Here is a 19,664-nt window from a genome sequence, read left to right as displayed (position 1 = left end):
GGGAAGTCAATTTGACTTCCCTTTTTTTGTTAACGGATTAGGTTAACTGTTCCTTTATAAACGTGACCCTCGGCTTCATCTGTAGCTTCATGGGCTACGATGCGCCAGACATAAACACCATTCTGAGCCATTTTGGTTGAACCTTGAACACGTCCGTCCCAAGGTTGATTGAGATCAGTGGATTCAAATACAATTCCTCCCCAACGATCATAAATAATCAGAGAGTATTTTGTTGGATCTAATCCTGTAGCTCTTGGGGCGAATACATCATTGTTTTGATCATTATTTGGTGTGAATGAATTTGGAACAAAGATGTTATACTCTCCACCAATTCTTAGGAATTGAGTAATGTCGTCTTCACATGATTTTGTAGTGGTTACGTGTAAACTAATTGGGAAGTTACCGATTTCTTTAGGATACTCATAAGTAGGGTTTTGCTCTGTAGCAGAGTCTAAACTACTAAAGTCCCATGCCCAACTTTGGATATCTCCGATAGACTGATCTTTAAATTGTACCACAGTATTGTAAATGGTAGTTTGATCCGGATTCATATTGAACTTAGCAATTGGAAGAGGATGCACTGTGATAAAATCAGTTTTGGTGATTTCATTTTCACAACCAAATGGCGTGATAACTTTAAGATGTACATCGTAAACTCCTTCTGGGATGTCTGTGATGTCTGTCTGGAACCCGTGTGCAGTGATTCCTGTACCGGGAATAGACCACTCTGCAAATTGCACCGGAGCAGAAGTATTGACTAAAGTAATATCAAAAGGTTCACAGCCTTCAGTGGTATCCTTGGCATAGAATCCCATAGTTGGAAGTGGGTGTACATTGACCCACACAGAATCATAAGCTGCAGGCGTTTCACAGTTGTCCGTTACTTTAACGGTATAGAGCGTAGAATTAAAAGGCTTTGCAGTAGGATTGGAGATAAAGGGATTATCTAATCCAGCAGCAGGGGTCCATTGATAACTCAAACCATTTCCATTTCCTCCTGAAGCGATGGCAGAAAGCTGCGCAGATTCTTCAGGGCATAAATCCTGATTTGGACCTGCATCGACAGTTAAAGAATCATAGAGTGTTAAAGTAATACCAATAGGATCAGAAGTACAACCATTGGTATCCGCAGCATAAACAGAGTAAATGGTAGTCTGTGTAGGACAAGCAGTTTGCGTTCCATTAGAATCTAAACCCTGATTCCAGATGTAGTTGTAAGGAGGTCCGACCCCACCCACAGCAGAAGCAATCAACTGAGTACATCCGGTAAGACATAATTGTTTTTGAGTGATATTAGAAGAGATAGTAATCTGCGAAGGTTCAGTTAAGATCGCAGTTACAGTTGCATCACATCTAAACCCTGAATCAGCAACAACGATGTTATAAGTACCTGGAGCCAAAGCAGAGAAGTTAGGAGAATTACTAAAAGTATTTCCACCATCAATACTATACTGATAAGGCGCAGTACCCCCTGTAGCACTTAAAGAAAGTGTCCCATCATTTGCGCCATAACAAGAGATGTTAGTTGAAGAGAAAGAAGCGACAAGTAGATCAGGATGAGTGATGACAAAAGGAATCGCTTGCACACAATTGTTAGAATCAACAACGGTAAACTCATAATCGATCCCCTGACATAATCCACTTACATTACTGCTATTGGCACCAATGATGTTGACGCCTTTTTTCCATGAATAGGTGTAAGGTTGCGTACCACCATTGACCACCGCATTAGCCGCTCCACCACAAGCATTGAAACAAGTATCATTGGTAGGATATACGGTAGCACTTAACAAGGTAGGTTCAGTTAAGACCTGATTTTGCATTGTGGTAGTACATCCAATAGCATCCTTGATGATGATGTTATAAGATCCGGCACTTAAACCATTGAATAAAGCAGAAGGATCATAAGATATTCCATTATCGATAGAATAAGTTAAAGGCGAAGTACCTCCATGTCCAAATACTTCGATAGACCCGGAAGAATCCTGGAAACAAAGTAAGTTAGAAGCCTGAATAGAATCTAAGAAGAGTTGATTGTTACTCACTAGATTAACAGTTTGGGGGAATGTTTCACATAAACTATCATCTCTGACAACGATGGTGTAAGCACCAGCCGCAAGATTGGTAAAATGATTGTTAATCAAAAATGGCGCCCCGCCTGAGATGCTATAACGTAGCGGATTTGTACCTCCGGTAGCATGAATAGTGATTTCTCCATCAGTAAATCCAAAACAACTAGGATCGACAGTAGAGATACTATCCACGATAGGAGTTCCAGGATTGATCAATGTATCAGTTACCATAGGAGATAAACAGCCATTGCTATCCTGAACCTGAATATGATATCCCCCCATTGCTAAAGCAGTGAAGTTATTTGTAGTTACAAAAGTAGCTCCGGAGTCGATACTAAAAGTGAAAGGAGCAGATCCCCCGACACTATTAATAAGAATCTCACCATCAGCCAAACCACAAGTAGGATGCGTTAATACTCTATTTGGATTGAGCATATTGTTGACAAAGACGGTAACGGTATCCATAAGTGTACAGCCACAAGAGTTGGTGTAAGTGAGGACATAGTTTGTAGTTTGCGTTACAGTAGCGACAGGATTGGCAATATTAGGATTGCTAAGTCCAGTGGTAGGAGACCAGGAATAGGTATCAGTACCATTTGGACAAATGGCAACAACATTAGGATTGAACTGTACAGAATCACCTTCACAGATCAAAGTATCATTACCAATTTCAAGTTCACCGACATAGATGGTGATATCAGCAGTATCCGAACAGACCCCGAAAGTATCATTGACAATGACCTGATAGTTTTGAGTGGCATCCGGCCAGACAAAAGGATTGATGATAGAAGTATCAGAGATGTTCACATTAGGTGCCCAGGAATAAGTATAAGCAGCAGTATCGGCTCCATCACAGAAAGAGAATCTGGTGTTAGGTCTTTGGAACAAAGGACTAGGAGCTCCAGGGGCAGAACAAGCATTATTAAAGTTGTTGGCATAATACAAAGAACTGGTAAATGGAGTAGCGGAGAATCTGGTTGCAGAATTAGAAGTAGTAACCGAAGAAGAGTTATCGAAACAGACTTCAACTAATAAACTGGAGGTTCCATCCCAGATGTAAGGCGTAGAGAAGACTAGCATGTTCCAGCCTAAAGAGATGGTGATATTTGCAGCAGGGAATACAGTAGTATTCACGGCCTGGAAAGTAGCAGGAAGAGAAGTCAAAGAAGTACACTCCATTTTGACGGTGAAGTCATTATAGTTTGTGGTACCATTGATAGAAGCGACATCAAACCCGATTTCGGTGATCATTCCGGCAGTGAGCCCCATAGCAGTAAGCTCAGAAGCACGATATAGGAATTGATGTTTAGCAGTTTCTCTAAAGTTACCGAACGGAGCAGGATATGTAGTGGTACCATTAGAAGTGGTACCAGTCCCGATATCGGTAGAAGTAGTTGTGCTCAGACATTGAGAATAACTAGGCCCACAAGAAGTGGTGTTACCATGCAGGAATTCGACATTAAGTTGGGTACTATCTCCGTTTCCACACAAAGCAGTATCGATAGCTACCGGATTGAGGACAGGGAAAGGAGGAGTGATAATAATGTTAGCAGTAGAGTTTTTCTGACACCCATCACTAGAAGTCATGGTGACAGAGTATACAGTAGAACCCGGAGGGACAGCCACAGGATTTGCGATAGCATCATTGGAAAGGGAAGCGGAGTTGTTCCACTGATAGGTGAAAGTCCCCGGAATGGTTGCAGTAGCATTGAGTTGAATGGTATCAATGTTACAAAGGATGGTATCGGGAGTAGCGATCACCTGATAGTCAGGCGCAACAGTGATGGTGACGGTATCAGAGTTTTGACAAGCACTATTGATGTTACTGGTGACGACATATGTAGTTGTTTGTGAAGGGGATGCAACGGGAGAAGCACAGGAATCACAAGAGAAGTTGACTCCGACCTGAATAGGATCACCAGATATGGCATTCCAGGAGAAAGCGGTACCACCAGCAGAGAAGATTTGAGAAGATTGATTACCACAGATGGTGGCATCAGGCCATGCGACCGTACTTCCGGTGACATTGACTGTAATGGCTCGGAAGAAGTCTTTTGGAATATTGCAATGATCATCATTGACCGCGACATAGAAGTTATAGGTACCTCCACTATTAGGTGGGGCAGTCCAACAGATGGTACTGGTGATTTCCATCAACGAATCACCATTAATGATTACAGTATCCAGAACGGTATTAACGATGGTCGCAGTATCAGAAGGATTAGGACCATTTAACCAGTTTTGAAGGTTAGTGAAAACAAACATGTTGGTATCCACAAGATTAGAATCGTGGAATACGATGTCAAAACAGAAACTATCTCCTTCACACATTTCTATGCTATTTGGGCCGGTGAGTTGTGCACCGCCAGTAGAATCAAAGTTGACAATGTCACTACCATACGGGTCGATGTTTGGAGGGCAAGGTTCTACAATAAAGAGAATATCTCTCATGTTTTGACCTTTAAACAATCCGGTAACAGGATCGTATTCTTTAACCTGAATAGCGACTACATATCTGCCAACAGGTTGCGCAATAAAGCAAACTTCACCTGTAGCAGGATTTAAAGTAATACCGTCAATTGGATTGGTCCCAGAGTAAGTGATTCCCCCAACAGTGTTGTATAATACATTCACATTGGCAAATTGTTTAGCAGGAATCAATTCAAAGACTAAACTATCACCATCAGATTCAGAAGCTCCAAAGTTGTAACATAAAGTATCTCCAAGACATACGTAACGAAGCGGATGCGCATCCGGATTGTCCTCAAATTCTACCCCGCTATTACAATCGTGTTGCGGTATCGTCTGATTCATTTTAAAATCACTGTAAAAATCAGCTGTTCCTGTATTTACAATTCCCGGAGCACGGCAACAAGTGCCCCAGCCGCCAGACCATAATCCACTACAAGTAACCCCGGTTAATTGTGTGACGGTTGGAACAATAGGTAAAGGCTGTGTAATGGTAAATGAATCTACAACCGTACATCCATTTGCATCAGTAATAGTCACGATATGAAGACCTGCGCACAGATCATAATTTTTTTGCAATGAGGTGCCATTACTCCAGCTATAAGAATACGGAGCTGTACCTCCATAAGGATACGCCTGAAGTTCACCATTACAATCACCGTTACAATCAACAGTGCTGTTAAGAGAAATAGAGTCTTGAAGTATTGTAGGGTTGATTAGAACAATGTTGTTTTGAGCGAAAGTACATCCATTACCATCTGTTACGGTTAAAGAATAAGTTCCGGAACATAAGTTAGATTGAGAAAGTCCGGTACCACCATTACTCCAAAGTACGTTATAACCTCCGGTACCTCCAGAAGGTGTAATGGCAATCGAACCATTGCATAAATTGTTACATGAAGGATCAGTTGTAACTAAAGCAATTTCTATAGGTTGAGGATCTGCTACTGAGATAATATCGATAAACTGACAGCTATTGCTATCTGTAATAGTAACGATATAATTTCCCATTGAAAGACTAGAGATGGTATCTGTTGTGTCGCCTGTATTCCAACTAAAAGAATAAGGAGCAGTGCTACCTGACGGGTTGATGATAATACTGCCATCTGTATTTCCAATACAAGTTGGAGATTGAATAATGCTATTGGAATTGGTTGGGCCATTGATGTGTCCCACACCAAAAGAATGTGAAGATGTACACCCATTGGCATCTGTAATGGTGACTTGATAGGCACCAGCTTGAAGATTGGAAACTGTATTGGTATTACCTGGGTTAGGTGTGATGTTCCAGTTATAAGAATACGTAGATGTCCCTCCAGTTGGAGCCAATTGAATAGCTCCGTGAAATCCTGTGGTGCTAATACAAGAATCGTTTGTTATGGTAGGGTTGGAAGTGATTGCTGCGGGTTGTGTCAGTATCACATTTTGTGTTACCATACAGCCGTTGGCATCGGTGATAGAAACCACATAGTTTCCAGCGCATAAATTCGTTTGAGTCGTTCCAACAAATCCATTGTCCCATTCGAAAGTATATGGGGTAACACCACCTGTTGCAGCTACTGTAGCTGACCCGTTACAGTCTCCATTACAAATAATTGGATTGGTAACGACAAATGAAGGGGTTATAGCAGTTGCGGCATTAACCGTTACTGAGGAAGTAGAAGAACAACTGTTAGCATCTGTTATGGTAACTGTATAGGTTCCCGGGCAAACGTTTGCCTGGGTATTTCCCGTTAAACCTCCGGACCAGGCATAAGTATATGGAGGAGTTCCACCGGTAACTTCTGTGCGTATAATACCATCGCAAGCTGAAGCACATGATTCATCTTCAACAATGAAGTTAGTGAAAATGGGGGTAGGGTTTTCTAAATTTACCCAGTAGGCATATTGGCTTCCATCATTATCCATAACGGTTACGGAGTAAAGTCCGGGGCATAAGTTGGTTCTGGAATTTCCCGAAGCACCATCTTGCCAGTTATATACAAATGGAGCGGTTCCTAATGTCGGTGTTACAGTTATACTTCCATCACAAGCACCATTACATGAAACTTCAGAAACAGCTGCTGTAAGTTTTAAACCATCTATGTCTACCAGTTCAAAGGAGTCCACAGCAGTACATCCGTTATTGTCCTGAACGGTAACCTGATAATTTCCTGCACACAACTTATCTATATCAGAACCTGAGAGCCCCATGGGCCAGGAATAATTATAGCCGGGGGTGCCTCCCGTGGCGGATGCTTGTAATTCACCGGGGCAGGATGATGGAATATTAAATATGGCTTCATAGGTATAGATTTCCATACCAGGTAGATTTCCTCCATTACAGGTACTTTGGCCACTTAAAGGTCCACATAAAAATGAAACCTCAATACCATTTACATTTGTAGGGTTTAGGAAGTTATTGATATTAACTCCACATGAGTTGGTGATCGTAACTTGAATAGCGTTTGGTAGTGGGATACCCGAACAATCCTTAAAAATATTCAGACGTAACAAAATGGTATCTTCAGTAGGCCCTTTCCCAATACAGATATACTGGAAATCAGCTCCGGAAATATGTCCTGCCAGTACTTCATTGTTTGAGAAGAAGAAGGTGATTAGTAGGAAAATAGGTAGTAGGCCTAAAGCTTTCATCGTTTTCATAATACAGTAGAGCGTTGGATTGATGTAAATTTTAAATTCGGTTATTATAGAAATAGCCAAATTTTATATGGTATTAACGCGATGCTTTTGACAGGGTTGCTCTTAATCGTAAAATTTTAAAATAAAAAATGGGCAATCAAAACTGATTGCCCATGGATAAGAGGAGTTTGTATTATGAAAAGCTCAGAAAATTAAAATTTTAGAGCCATGATACTTTTATGCCTAGATTATTTTGAAAAGCCATATTGGTAAAAGTTCTTAGTTCCGGAACCGGGGTGAAATTTATAGTTGGTTGCATTTCGTAAAACAGATGGATTCTCTTCCAGAATTCATTGTTATTGGATATTCTAAAGTCTACACCAAGTGGAACGTATATGGAATATACCATACTGTTTTGGTTGACAAATGATTCGTTTTGAGAGTTATGATTTCTGGGATTGTTTGGTAAAAATAGTACGTCTTCATTTTCTGGAGAAGAGTAATTGAACTGATGATAATTAATCGTGGTTTTGTTATTAATTGAAGTTCCTATAGTGCCACCAAAACCACCGAATAAATACCATCTTGATTTAGGGTTGGTTCTGAATATTAATGACGCATCCAATTTTATTTGTTGCGAGTGATAATTTAATCCATAGGCTTCATATGAAATTGAGTCCAGTGGATATTTTTGTCCATTACTTTGTGAAATCAAGGTGTCAATTGTAGTACGTGTCTCTTTAAAAATCGAAGCAGAAATTACGTCACCGGATTTAAATGTTACACCCACACGTAATAATGGATTGGCCTTATATTCATTTTGATCTTTGTTTAGAAATTGAAATCCTAATAAGATACTTGAGGTAAATCCACCGTTGTTACTAGAGCCATAAGTTTTATAACCATTTAAACTTCCAGGTAGAAGTTGTGAATTGGGCGCCAAAGCGTAAAAGTCATTTACCGTAGCAGATGGGTTTCCTTCACTGTAAACTCCGGGTGTAATGGTGACTTCCGAAACTTTTATTTTTTGCGCGTGAAGAAGAGAAATGGTTGTCGAAAATAGTATGGCTAGAGAAATGTTTTTGAGGTATAACATGTACATAAATTTTAGCTTTATAACGTGTATTTATATCATTCTATTATGCAGTTGTACAACTTCTAAATCAAAATAATTAAGGGTTTGTTACGTTTATCGCCCAGCGATAAAAACTATTTTCGTGTTACACGAAGTATAAGGGGATTACCCCATTTAATGAATGAGTAAAGTACTTTCGATCATATTGATTTTAATATGTCCGGTTCTGGTTTGGGGACAGGTTGAAAGTAATGTCAGAAATATTCGAATTTCAACACGACAAGATACGATTGTATTGGATACGCTTTCTATAGCTCCCAATTCTGTTCAGGTTTCAGATATTGATTCAAATTACTATTATATAGATTACCCCTCTGCCAAATGGGTGTGGCTTCAAAAGCCAAGTCAGGATAGTGTAGATGTGCAATTTCGAGTCTGGCCCGTAAATATTGCTAAATCGTATTCGCATAAAACGAGCTCTGTTTTTATGCCCGATATGTATGGGAAAGTAAACCCATTTAAATATCAGGGAACTCCACCCAAAGCGCAATTTAGTACAGGGAAACTGGATAAATCAGGAAGTATTTCCAGAGGGGTACTATTTGGGAATAATCAGAATCTGGGGATTAATTCGAATTTGAATTTACAGTTATCCGGGGAGTTAACGGAAAAAATCAAAATCAAAGCGGTGATTTCTGATGATAATATTCCGGTGCAACCAGATGGGAATACGCAGTTGCTACAAGATTTTGATCAGGTGTATATTCAGTTATATAATGATGATTGGAAATTAACCGCAGGGGATTTTAGAATTCAAAAGCCCAAGAGCTATTTCATGAAGTTTGATAAGCGATTACGTGGTGGAGGTATAGACGCACGATTTAACTTAAAAGAAAATGTAGAGAATTATTTGAGTGTGAATGCAGCTTTAAGTCGAGGTAAGTTTTCACGTAATATTATCCAGGGAGAAGAAGGAAATCAAGGACCATATCGTCTTACCGGGGCAGAGAATGAATCATTTATCACAGTGTTGTCCGGGACTGAAGTGGTGTATATAGATGGGCAAAAAATGACGCGTGGACAGGAAAATGATTATGTAATTGATTACAATAAAGCAGAAATTGTTTTTACGGCTAAACGTCCGATCAATAGAGATAAACGTATAGTAGTTGAATTCCAGTATAGCGCGCAGGCATACAGTCGTTCTTTGATTCAGGTTTCAGATTATGTGAAAATGAAAAAGTTGAATCTGAATTTTAATTTGTATTCTGAACAGGATTCCAAAAACCAGCCGTTACTTCAGGATTTGACCAATGATAATATTGAGTTGTTAGAAAGCATTGGGGATGATATTGATCAGGCGATTGTACCTTCCGCCAGACAAGTAGAGTTCTCAAATGATCGGGTTTTATATAAAAGAGAAATTCATCCGGTAACCGGAGATTCGATTTATATTTTTTCTACCAATCCGGATTCTGCCATTTATCAATTGTCTTTTTCCAATGTGGGAGTCGGAAATGGAGATTATATCGAAATTCCAAGTACAGCTAACGGGCGTGTTTTCGAATATGTTGCTCCAATTGGAGGTGTGCGACAAGGTTCGTATTTACCGGTGATTTTATTGATTACTCCGAAGAAAAGACAAATGTTTACTGTAGGGGGGGATTATCAATTGAGTCCGTATACCAAAGTGGTTTTTGAAGGAGCGGTGACTCAAAGGGATTTAAATTCATTTTCATCTATAGGGAATCAAAATAATGTAGGTGGAGGCGTTTGGATGGGAATCGAAAGGAGGAAACAAATTACGAATGATACAGTGGCTCCGTGGTTTATGGTGTTAAAAGTGAACTACGAAAATCGGACTGATAATTTTGAAGAAATCCAACGTTATCGTTCTGTAGAGTTTGATCGAGATTGGAATGTACGAGGGCAAACGTTAACCGGAATGCAGCATGTACCATCTGCAGAAGTGGGGTGGATCAAGAAAGGTTTAGGGCAACTGGGATATCAGTTTAAGTCATTCATTTCCGGAGACGCATATCAAGGATTCAGGCATCAGTTGTTTAGTAATATTGACAATAAGAAGTATACAGCTAAAGTCACAGGGAGTTTGTTGAATTCCAGTGGAGATTTAGGAAATTCCAATTTTAATCGACATAAAGCTTTGTTACAGAAGAAATATGAAAAAATCAATATCGGTTTTAGAGATGATTTCGAATATAACTTAAGGAAAGCACCGTCATCAGATACCTTAGCGAATACCAGTTATAGTTTTTGGGAATGGGAAGCATTTATAGCCAATGGAGATAGCACGAAGAATAAATTCAAGTTAGCATATATCAATAGGATTAATGACAATGTAAAAAATGGACAACTACAAAGATCCACTTTTGCTCAAAGTGTCGAGGGGAAATTAGGTTTGGTGTCTAATCCTAAAGCACAGCTTCAGTTGAGTTCGATGTATCGTGTTTTGGAGGTTAAGGATACGACTTTGTATATGGGAAATCCGGAGCAGACTTTAACGAATCGGATTGATTATACTGTACGCATGTTAAAAGGAGTAGTGACCTTATCTTCTTTTTATGAATTGGGATCCGGACTTACCGAAGAACAAGCCTTTGTTTATGTCGAAGTTCCTGCGGGTACCGGAGTGTATACCTGGGTGGATTATAATGGAAACGGAATTGCAGAGCAAAATGAATTTGAGATTGCCAAGTTTCAGGATCAGGCCAATTACATTCGTGTATTAACACAAACCAATAATTTTGAGAAGGTGTATCGTACGCAGTTTAATCAAACCGTTTTTCTAAGACCCGGAGTCACCTGGAAAAACAAAAAAGGTATTCGAAAAGTATTGAGTAAGTTCTCCAATCAATTTGCCTATCGTGTTGATCGTAAAACAGATGATAATTCTTTAAATAATTGGGTCGACCCATTTGCAACCAGTATTGCAGATAGCAATATTCGAACGTTGAATTCTTCTTTAAGAAATACAGTGTATCTGAATCGCGCAAATAAGTTATGGTCGATAGATTATACCTACCAGGATGTAAGTACAAAAGTGTTGCAGACCAATGGACTTTTAGGAACCGAAGATGATTTCCACCTGGTAAATTTTAGATATAATATGAGTAGAATTTATCAGATTAATCTGGAAGCGAAGCAGGGTATAAAACGATCTGGAGCTCAGTTTTATTCTAATAGAAATTATCAGATTAATTATACGAGTTTCAAGCCTATTATTACGTATTTACAAGGATCAGGAGTCAAGATCATATTGTCGTATGAACAATCCAATAAACGTAATTTGGTAGAGCTGGGAGGGGAAACCAATTTAAGTGAAAAGTATAGTGCCGAACTCAATGTGAGAAAAGTGGGCAGAGGAAGTTTAATTATTTCCGGAAGCTATCTGATTAATGATTATCAAGGGAATGTAAATTCACCGATTGCGTTTCAAATGCTGGATGGATTACAACCCGGAAAAAATGGTCTGTGGGAAGTTAAATACCAGCGCACCATTGCAAAATATCTCCAATTGAATTTAAGTTATATGGGGAGGGTGAGTGAGAATAACCCAGTGATTCATACGGGAAATGTACAGGTGCGTGCGTTCTTTTAAGGCGCAAGTAAATCGTGAATCAAACTTTGTTTTTGAGTCGGAACAAAAAAGTATTGATTTTGATGTTCTTTATTTTGGATAATCGTATCGGAAGCTTTTAACCCTTCCGGTGTTACCTTGAAAAAAGTATAATCTAAATCACTCAATAGTTCTTCTAACTCCTTCTCATGATAGCCTTTCAAAACTTCACACATGATAATCGGTTGAAATGTGGAAAGCGTTTTTTGGCCCCCTTTCAATATGAAATACTCCGTAGTTTCGGTATCCATTTTCATCAGATCGATTTGATTCAGATCTTGACCTTCCATAAACTCGTCCAATGTGATGGTATTGACCGTTGATTTTTGACGCACATCTTCATCATAGTCTACAAGACCGTTATCACCTGCGAGTTGGTATTTGTAATCTTTAAAAGTTGGATTGACTTTATAAAAGAAATCAAACGCACCTTTTTGGTCTGACAAGGCAATGCTTTCGGTTTGAATATTTTTAAAACCATTTACCTGAATGTTGTCATTTAATGCCGCATAGGCATCTGGGAAAGGTTCAAAGGCAATAGTGCGGATTTTAGGTTGAAGCCCTGAGGCCAGCAGAGAATAATATCCTATATTAGCTCCAATATCCAGGAATGTATTTGATTTTTGAATCAGCGCAATAAACAATCTAACGTTGTCATATTCCCAGCCCTTGATTCCTTGCCAAAAGATGAGTTTACTTAGATGACTGGTATAATGTCCTTCCAGATAAACGGAGTGATTTGGATCAATTTGAAGTTGATATTTCCCGATCACAGGAAAGTGATATTTGCTCGGAATCCATGAGCTAAACGGATGTAGCGTTCGACTAAGAACAAAATTAATGGGCGGAATAAAGATGAACTTAAATAACTTAAAAAGCATGTGAAAATTCGAATTTAGTGAGTGTCGTCAATAGAAAAATTAATTTCACATCTTTCATCCTTCAACATGCGGATGAGTTCAGATTTGGAAATATCTTTTTTGTTCTTTTCCATTTGATCTAAACGATACTTTTTCAATTCTTTTCTAAATAGAGCTTCACCAAATCTTTTGACATCTAAAAAGTCTTCCAGAATCAGTGGTGGTACGCGAGTAGGTTTTCCATCTTCACCTTTAGCGACCATTGTAAAATAACATGTGTTTGTATGTTTCATGGTACGTTCTTTGACATTTTCAGACGTGACTTTGATGCCTACTACCAAAGAAGTGTTGCCTACATAATTAACACGGGCCATCATACATACCAAATCACCCACCTCTACGGGTTCTATAAAATCTACACCATCAACAGATACAGTAACACAGTAATTACCTGCGTGTTTTGTACTACAGGCATACGCGACTTTATCCATCAAACTGAGCAGGATTCCACCATGGATTTTACCTCCGAAATTGGCATATGCAGGAATCATTAATTCTGTAATTACGGTATCAGATTGTTTTGGTGTACGTGCTATCATAATTGGTCATACTAAAGAAGAGGGTAAAGGTAATTTGAAATCCGTAATGAGGTGAATAATGCGTTGAATTAATTAACAATATGGCAATGCCGTTGGTGCGAAAGGTCTCAGGTTTATGATACATTTTTGGGTTTTAGACACGATGCAAGATAAATTGATCATAATAGTCATGTTCTGTATGTTCCAATTCACATTGGAAGGACAAGAATTAAATGAGATGGGGACTAAGAGCGTAGTTGAGTTAGAATGCGTTCAAATGAAAGATGGGACTTTTGTTTCGGTAGTTATGGAGAGAGTTGAGAATGTAGATCGTGTTCTCATATATAGAAGCGAGAATCTAGGAGTGAATTGGACACTTATAGACTCTATACAAAGTACGAATGGTTCTCTTGGAGATGCTTATGATCCAGTGTTAACGGTAACTAAAGACGATAAAATGTTTCTGGTGGTTATGCGAAGAAATATTCAAGGTACAGGCGTTCTTAATATGGATTTGGAAATTTATGAATCGGTAGATTTAGGTTTGAATTGGACATTGGTCGGAAATCCACATATGAATGATGGTATTGCAGATTACCCGCAAATTACTAATGATGATAATGGGAACCTTTATTTAGTATATAGTCACTTTCAAATGGTAGATAATGATTTGGAAGGTCATGTGAATTTTAGGAAATCCATGGATAATGGTAGGAGTTGGTCGATAGCTGAAACTTTTGAAATTCCATCGAAAAGCCCATGTGGTCCTGATTTAAGTTGGTCTTCGAATGGAGTTTTGCGAATAGTTTTTGGTGATAATAAAGAGGAAAATATTTATATAACAGAAAGTGTAGATAGGGGAGATTCATGGGCAGTTTTGGATACTATTTCAAATAATGAAGTGAATAATATTTGTAAGCCCCTGGGAGATTCTGGAACAAGTTATTTTGGTGTTTTATCACATCGTCCTCATATGGACCATACCAAAATCAATTATCATTTTTATGACCATTCAACTTTTACATGGACTTCGAGTATGATAGCTAATGGATCATATGCGGAAATGTATCGTGAAGATACCGGTGAAATCCATATGATCTATAATGAAAACAATGGGGGAATATTTCAGCTTAATTATATATTTTCCTTGGATTCCGGAAATTCATTTAGTGTGCCCACGGTATTGTATAAAGCTACATATTCTTCAAGTAGACTAGGAGAATATCAATCTTTGATTAAGGGAGTTGATGATTATTTTTATGTAGTATTTTGTGATTGGTCCCATGACTCTGAGGTGAAAGTATTGCGTTTTGCTCCTTTTATTTCAACTGGAGTAGAAGATGTTTTAGAAAAGGAACTCTCACTATATCCAAATCCAACAGATAGCTATTTAACTCTGGACTTTAAGAATAGTAAAGCAGTTAAGGAAGTTTCCGTATTTGATTTGAGTGGGAATTTGAAAGAAGTAAAAACAACCCGAGATAAACAGTTAATCCTTGATTTATCAGATTTGGAGATAGGAAGTTATTTAGTTCAAATACAAGAAGGAAACCTAACTAAAGTTGAAAAAGTGGTGAAATTAGAATGATTTGTTAGGTATCGGTTTTTTGAGATTTAATGTTATTCGAAACACCCAGAAAAACCGGGGTTAATAATATAATAATGATGTAACCATACATATCAGCATAATACTTCCATTTGCCAAATTCGTATAAATCCGTCCCAATCATCAGAAGGTATAATCCGATAACGATGAATTGAGATTTTTTCGAGAATTCATTATTTGTGATCATAAACTTACTTACTTGAAAAAGTCGTATAAGCACAATAATTGATATCCCGGAAGTAATAAACATTCTAAATGGAGTGGCTTCTAAATGAAATGGCATAGATAGTTTACCATCAAACCGAGCCCATGAAAAATTTAATAGGATAATGATTAGAAATAGTATTTCTAGTATGGCAGTTATTTTCTGTATGGATTTGTGAATGGACAATGTTTTCTATTGGGGTTTGTCATTGGGGTTCTTTGTAAACATTTTCACTTCGTAGTTTTCCGCAATACACTCTAATGTATTGTCCTTAAAAAAGAAGACATAGTGTTTATGTTGAGCGATTCCTTTTTGTATGGTAATTAGGGGATCGGGGAAGTTTCTATCTAAACCTGATTCAATTTCATAGAATTCACCCCAGGGTAATTCTTTAGGCCCAAATCTATATTGACCATAATAATATCCTTCATCATTGCAAGTGTTAAAAGAATATGAGGTTACATTTTTGAATTTAATTATTGCGTAGTCTCCTTCATTGAAATCATCATAAACGAAATAATTCAGATAAGTTTTTATGATAAGGTTCCTATGAATTATTTGTAAACTAACCTCAGGAGCATTTGGATCAGCATTCCATTCTTGATTGAGTTGTTTGTATTTAATGGTCATATGAAATCATGTTTTCTATTTAGACTTTGTAGTTTTAGAAGCCAGTTTAGATAATGCTAAGTTATAAAGAATTGGTTCCATCCAAATGATGATGATTAACCAATCAGAAATTTTAAATTCTTCGTTTTCTATGCTTTTAGAAACGGAAGTTATTAAAGGAATAAACCAAAGTAAAATTGGGATGTAAAAGGCTAGGATATGATTTTGTTTATTTGGGAAAGAGAAATTTAAAGAATTGATAAGGGCATTAGCAATAGAAAATAGAAAACCTCCGACAATTGATAATAAAGACAAGTGTCCAACACTAAATGAGTCGGTTTGGTTTACTAAACCAATCAAATTGATGGTGGTGAAGGTTAGAACAAAACCTATGATTAGTTGGTTTAAATAGTATCGTTTTATTATCCGTTTCACTTTTTAGAGTTAAAAAAACAAGTTATAAAAGTACAGAAATAATTAATGGGGCTAAATCTTGATAAACCAAAACAAAAAGGCTTTAAGAATCATTCTTAAAGCCTTTCGCAAATACAATATCTACAATTCTGAGAATTCAAATGTTGGACTTCCTTTTTGCCCCTGGTCATTGTACCAGTCCAGGAAATGGATTTTATATTTCTTTCCATTATGAGATCGGAAAATATAGTTCTTTTCAGGTAGTGTGATATAATAGCCTTGATCAAAGTCGTAGTATTTCCAGTCATAACCAATATTATCCAATCTTTGGTTATAGTTGTAGCTGCTAGTGTTAGCTAAAGTGATATCAGCAAAATTTTGATCATAACATTTGGTGCTATAAGCATGATATGGATTAAGTAGAACACCTGTTACTAAATAAGGAACTACCGGGTCCATATCATAGAACGCAAATGTGTATTGTGTAAATACAATATCCCATTCTTTTTTTGGAGGAGCAATAGTGACTTGCTGTCCACCTGAATTTAAGCTGAAATAGCTAAAGAAATAGCTGCTGTCTTTTGATACAGATGCATTGACCCAGGAAGAAGCCTGGAGGTCTGCAAATTTGAAATAAAAGGAATCTGCATTTACACTATCAATCATCAGTTTGGTCAACCCCAGGTGTGTGCCTACTTCGTCTTTTCCTCTGTCCAGAATATAGATTTGAGGATTTGTTTTCCAATCCCCAATGGCGGTACTATCCAGATTTCCGGAAAACTCGTCCCATTTCCAATCCATGCCAATGGTATCTTTTACAGCATTAATATCGGTTTCTTCTGTGTGTGCGATATAGGCATTATTTGCAGAATTGATGGTAATTCTCCAGCCCGGATCGTTACATTCAAATGCTAAATCCCATGCTGTTTTGTGATTTCTGGATACTTCAGATCCGGTTTCAATATTGAACCAAATTTGATCCGGATAATAATACCCCATTTCCACTTGTTGCGAAACCACATTGCCTGGTGGATGCGGTTCAATCGGAATTTCATCCTTTTCGCAAGACGCAAAAAACAAAACCGATAATACGGATAAAATCAACCAAATATTTGTTTTGAAATATGTGAAATTCATCTGTTTCAATTTTACGATAATAGTTGATAAGTGATAAAACTTAAAACATATGCGAGTCCGGTCATGTAAAATAGCTGAACCATAGGAATGACCCAACTTTTTGTTTCTCTTTTAACAATGGCCAAAGTACTCATACACTGCATGGCCAATACATAGAAAATCAGTAGTGAAAATGCGGTTGCAGATGTATATACTAATTCTCCGGTGGTGGAGTTTCGTTCCTGACGCATTTTATTCATTACTGATAAAGCATCACCATCACTACCTACACTATAAATGGTGGCCATTGTACTAATGAAAACTTCTCTGGCTGCAAAAGAAGTAATTAAGGCAATCCCAATTTTCCAGTCAAATCCCAAAGGCTGAATAATAGGCTCAATCTCTTTACCTAAAATCCCGGCATAAGAACCTTCAATCTTTTTTGATGCAATAATGTTATCTAGCTCACTTTCATCAATGGATTGTGACGCATACTCCGTTCTAACATTTTCTTCAATGGTTTCCAATGAGTTTCCAGGACCAAAAGAAGCCAATACCCAAAGTATCATAGATATAATCAATATGATCTTACCCGCGTTTTTGATGAAGATACCTACCTTTTGAACTACAGTGATTCCAATGTTTTTCCAATAAGGCATTTTATAGGTTGGAAGTTCCATCATTAAGAAAGAAGCATCATTGGTTTTTAAAACCAGCTTCATTACCCATGCAGACCCTAACGCTGCCACAACCCCAAGTGTATACAGTCCCATCATCACCAGGCCTTGAAGGTTTAAAAATGAGCCCACAGTTTTATCTGGTACGGCAAAAGCCACTAATACCGCAAAAACGGGAATCCGTGCAGAGCAACTAATAAAAGGAGTGACAAAAATGGTGATTAAACGCTCTTTCCAGTTGCTAATCGTACGAGTAGCCATAATGGCCGGGACAGCACAGGCAGCACCGGAAATCAATGAAACGATACTTCGGCCATTGAGACCAAATTTTCGCATCAAGGTGTCTGAGAGAAAGACTGCTCGAGACATATATCCCACTTCTTCGAGGATAGAGACGAGGATAAATAAAATGGTAATTTGAGGAACGAATATGATGATGCCACCAATTCCGGCAAGAATTCCATCCGTAAAGAAATCAGAAAATAATCCTGGGGGAAGAATGTTTTTTGTGCTCTCAATCACCCATGACATGCCTTCATCAATCAAATCCATAGGATATGAAGCCCAGGCGAAAATGGCCTGGAAAATGATAAAGAGCGTAGATATAAATATCAGGCTACCCCATACTGGATGCGTTAAAACTTTATCGGCTTTAGCCGTCTTGGTTTCTGCATTTTCACTGGTGTCGGTAACCATAGCTTCCATAATGGGATGGAGCTGATCATAGCGCGCCATGATTTCATCAAACTGTAATCCAATGCTTTTAAATTCGAGTTTCTCAACTAATTGATCCAGGTAACTTTTATCCTGATCACTGATGAAATCTAATTTCTGATAGTTATGGACAGTTAGAAGCGCGCGATAGTTGTTGTCAAATCCAAATAGCTTTTTGACCTCATTTTCCATTTCAAATGCATACGGTTCTACATTTAAAAATGGTTCTGGATGTGATCCCTCCAATTGTAAAATTACCGGTCCAATATTCTCCGTACCTTCTCCGGTTCTTCCATTCACTTTTACTACTGGAATTCCCAGACTTTGCGAAAGTTTTAGATCATTGCACGATTTTCCTTCACTCTTAGCTACATCAATCATGTTGAGCAATAGAATAATTGGGATACCGAAGTCCATAATCTGTGTAAGTAAGACCAGATGTCTTTCCAGATTATTGGCATCGGCTACATATAAAACCAAATCAGGATAAGCGCTATTATCTTGATTTAGTAGGGTCTCTAGTACAATTTTTTCATCCGTTGAATTGGGATACAGACTATAGGTCCCTGGCAAATCTGTAATGATGGCTTGATGACCATTTGGTAGTGGATATGATCCAGACTTCTTGTCAACGGTTACTCCTGGGAAATTACCAACAGTTTGATTTAATCCTGTGAGTCTGTTGAAAACAGAAGTCTTTCCCGCGTTTGGGTTCCCGATCAGCGCAATTTTTAAAACTTCTTCACTTGTACCCATCCTAAAACTTTAAAATAATGTGAGAAGCTTCTTCTTTTCTAAAAGCATACGCGTGTCCATTCACCCGTAAATATAGAGTTTGTCCGGCAGGTCCTTTACGCACCAATTCTACGGGTGCATTAGGAAGACATCCAATCTCTAAAAACTGAGATGAAAATTCTTCGTTTTCGAAACTATCAATCACACTAGACTCTCCGATTTTTAGGTCCGTTGCCCGTCTTTTATTTATGTTGGTATTCTTCAAAATATTGTGT

The 19,664-nt window shown here is 38.1% G+C and carries 12 protein-coding genes; 2 read left to right on the top strand and 10 right to left on the bottom strand.

Going from position 1 to position 19,664, the window contains the following annotated elements:
- Positions 1–29 precede the first annotated feature (29 nt).
- Positions 30–7,184: a gliding motility-associated C-terminal domain-containing protein gene (locus KFE94_05045; GenBank protein ID UTW67481.1), complete on the bottom strand. Its 7,155-nt coding sequence runs from the start codon at positions 7,182–7,184 to the stop codon at positions 30–32.
- Between the two features lie 199 nt (positions 7,185–7,383).
- Positions 7,384–8,259, bottom strand: a complete 876-nt coding sequence (locus KFE94_05040; protein UTW67480.1) for a hypothetical protein — start codon at positions 8,257–8,259, stop codon at positions 7,384–7,386.
- 160 nt (positions 8,260–8,419) lie between these two features.
- Here KFE94_05040 and KFE94_05035 point away from each other — a divergent pair, with 160 nt between their 5' ends.
- A complete protein-coding gene (locus KFE94_05035) occupies positions 8,420–11,857 on the top strand; it encodes a hypothetical protein (GenBank protein ID UTW67479.1) in 3,438 nt (1,145 codons plus the stop codon).
- Here the strand turns inward: KFE94_05035 and KFE94_05030 are convergent.
- The gene (locus tag KFE94_05030) at positions 11,854–12,756 is read right to left on the bottom strand and encodes an FkbM family methyltransferase (protein ID UTW67478.1); all 903 of its coding nucleotides are present in this window, start codon (positions 12,754–12,756) and stop codon (positions 11,854–11,856) included. The genes KFE94_05035 and KFE94_05030 overlap by 4 nt on opposite strands.
- Before the next feature lie 14 nt (positions 12,757–12,770).
- The gene (locus KFE94_05025) at positions 12,771–13,334 is read right to left on the bottom strand and encodes an acyl-CoA thioesterase (GenBank protein UTW67477.1); all 564 of its coding nucleotides are present in this window, start codon (positions 13,332–13,334) and stop codon (positions 12,771–12,773) included.
- Positions 13,335–13,449: 115 nt separating this feature from the next.
- Between KFE94_05025 and KFE94_05020 the strand changes: the two genes are divergently transcribed.
- A complete protein-coding gene (locus tag KFE94_05020; GenBank protein ID UTW67476.1) occupies positions 13,450–14,901 on the top strand; it encodes a T9SS type A sorting domain-containing protein in 1,452 nt (483 codons plus the stop codon).
- A 4-nt stretch (positions 14,902–14,905) separates the two neighbouring features.
- Here the strand turns inward: KFE94_05020 and KFE94_05015 are convergent, their stop codons facing one another.
- The 6 genes from KFE94_05015 to KFE94_04990 all read right to left on the bottom strand — a co-directional run bounded on the left by KFE94_05015 (position 14,906) and on the right by KFE94_04990 (position 19,654).
- Complete coding sequence (locus KFE94_05015) at positions 14,906–15,106, bottom strand: hypothetical protein (GenBank protein UTW67475.1); 201 nt, start codon at positions 15,104–15,106, stop codon at positions 14,906–14,908.
- A gap of 210 nt (positions 15,107–15,316) precedes the next feature.
- On the bottom strand, positions 15,317–15,754 hold the full coding sequence (locus tag KFE94_05010) for a hypothetical protein (GenBank protein ID UTW67474.1): 438 nt from the start codon (positions 15,752–15,754) through the stop codon (positions 15,317–15,319).
- Positions 15,755–15,769: 15 nt separating this feature from the next.
- Positions 15,770–16,168 carry a hypothetical protein gene (locus KFE94_05005; GenBank protein ID UTW67473.1) on the bottom strand — a complete coding sequence of 133 codons (399 nt, stop codon included), beginning with the start codon at positions 16,166–16,168 and terminating at the stop codon, positions 15,770–15,772.
- Positions 16,169–16,288: 120 nt separating this feature from the next.
- The gene (locus KFE94_05000; GenBank protein UTW67472.1) at positions 16,289–17,284 is read right to left on the bottom strand and encodes an HmuY family protein; all 996 of its coding nucleotides are present in this window, start codon (positions 17,282–17,284) and stop codon (positions 16,289–16,291) included.
- A gap of 11 nt (positions 17,285–17,295) precedes the next feature.
- Entirely contained in the window at positions 17,296–19,410 is a 2,115-nt protein-coding gene (feoB, locus tag KFE94_04995) for a ferrous iron transport protein B (GenBank protein UTW67471.1), read from the bottom strand.
- Between the two features lies 1 nt (position 19,411).
- Positions 19,412–19,654, bottom strand: a complete 243-nt coding sequence (locus KFE94_04990; protein ID UTW67470.1) for a ferrous iron transport protein A — start codon at positions 19,652–19,654, stop codon at positions 19,412–19,414.
- Positions 19,655–19,664 lie beyond the last annotated feature (10 nt).

Source organism: bacterium SCSIO 12643 (assembly GCA_024398135.1).
GTDB lineage: Bacteria > Bacteroidota > Bacteroidia > Flavobacteriales_G > Salibacteraceae > CAJXZP01.
The sequence above is the reverse complement of the archived record's forward strand: the minus strand, read 5'-3'. Positions and strand labels throughout refer to the sequence as shown.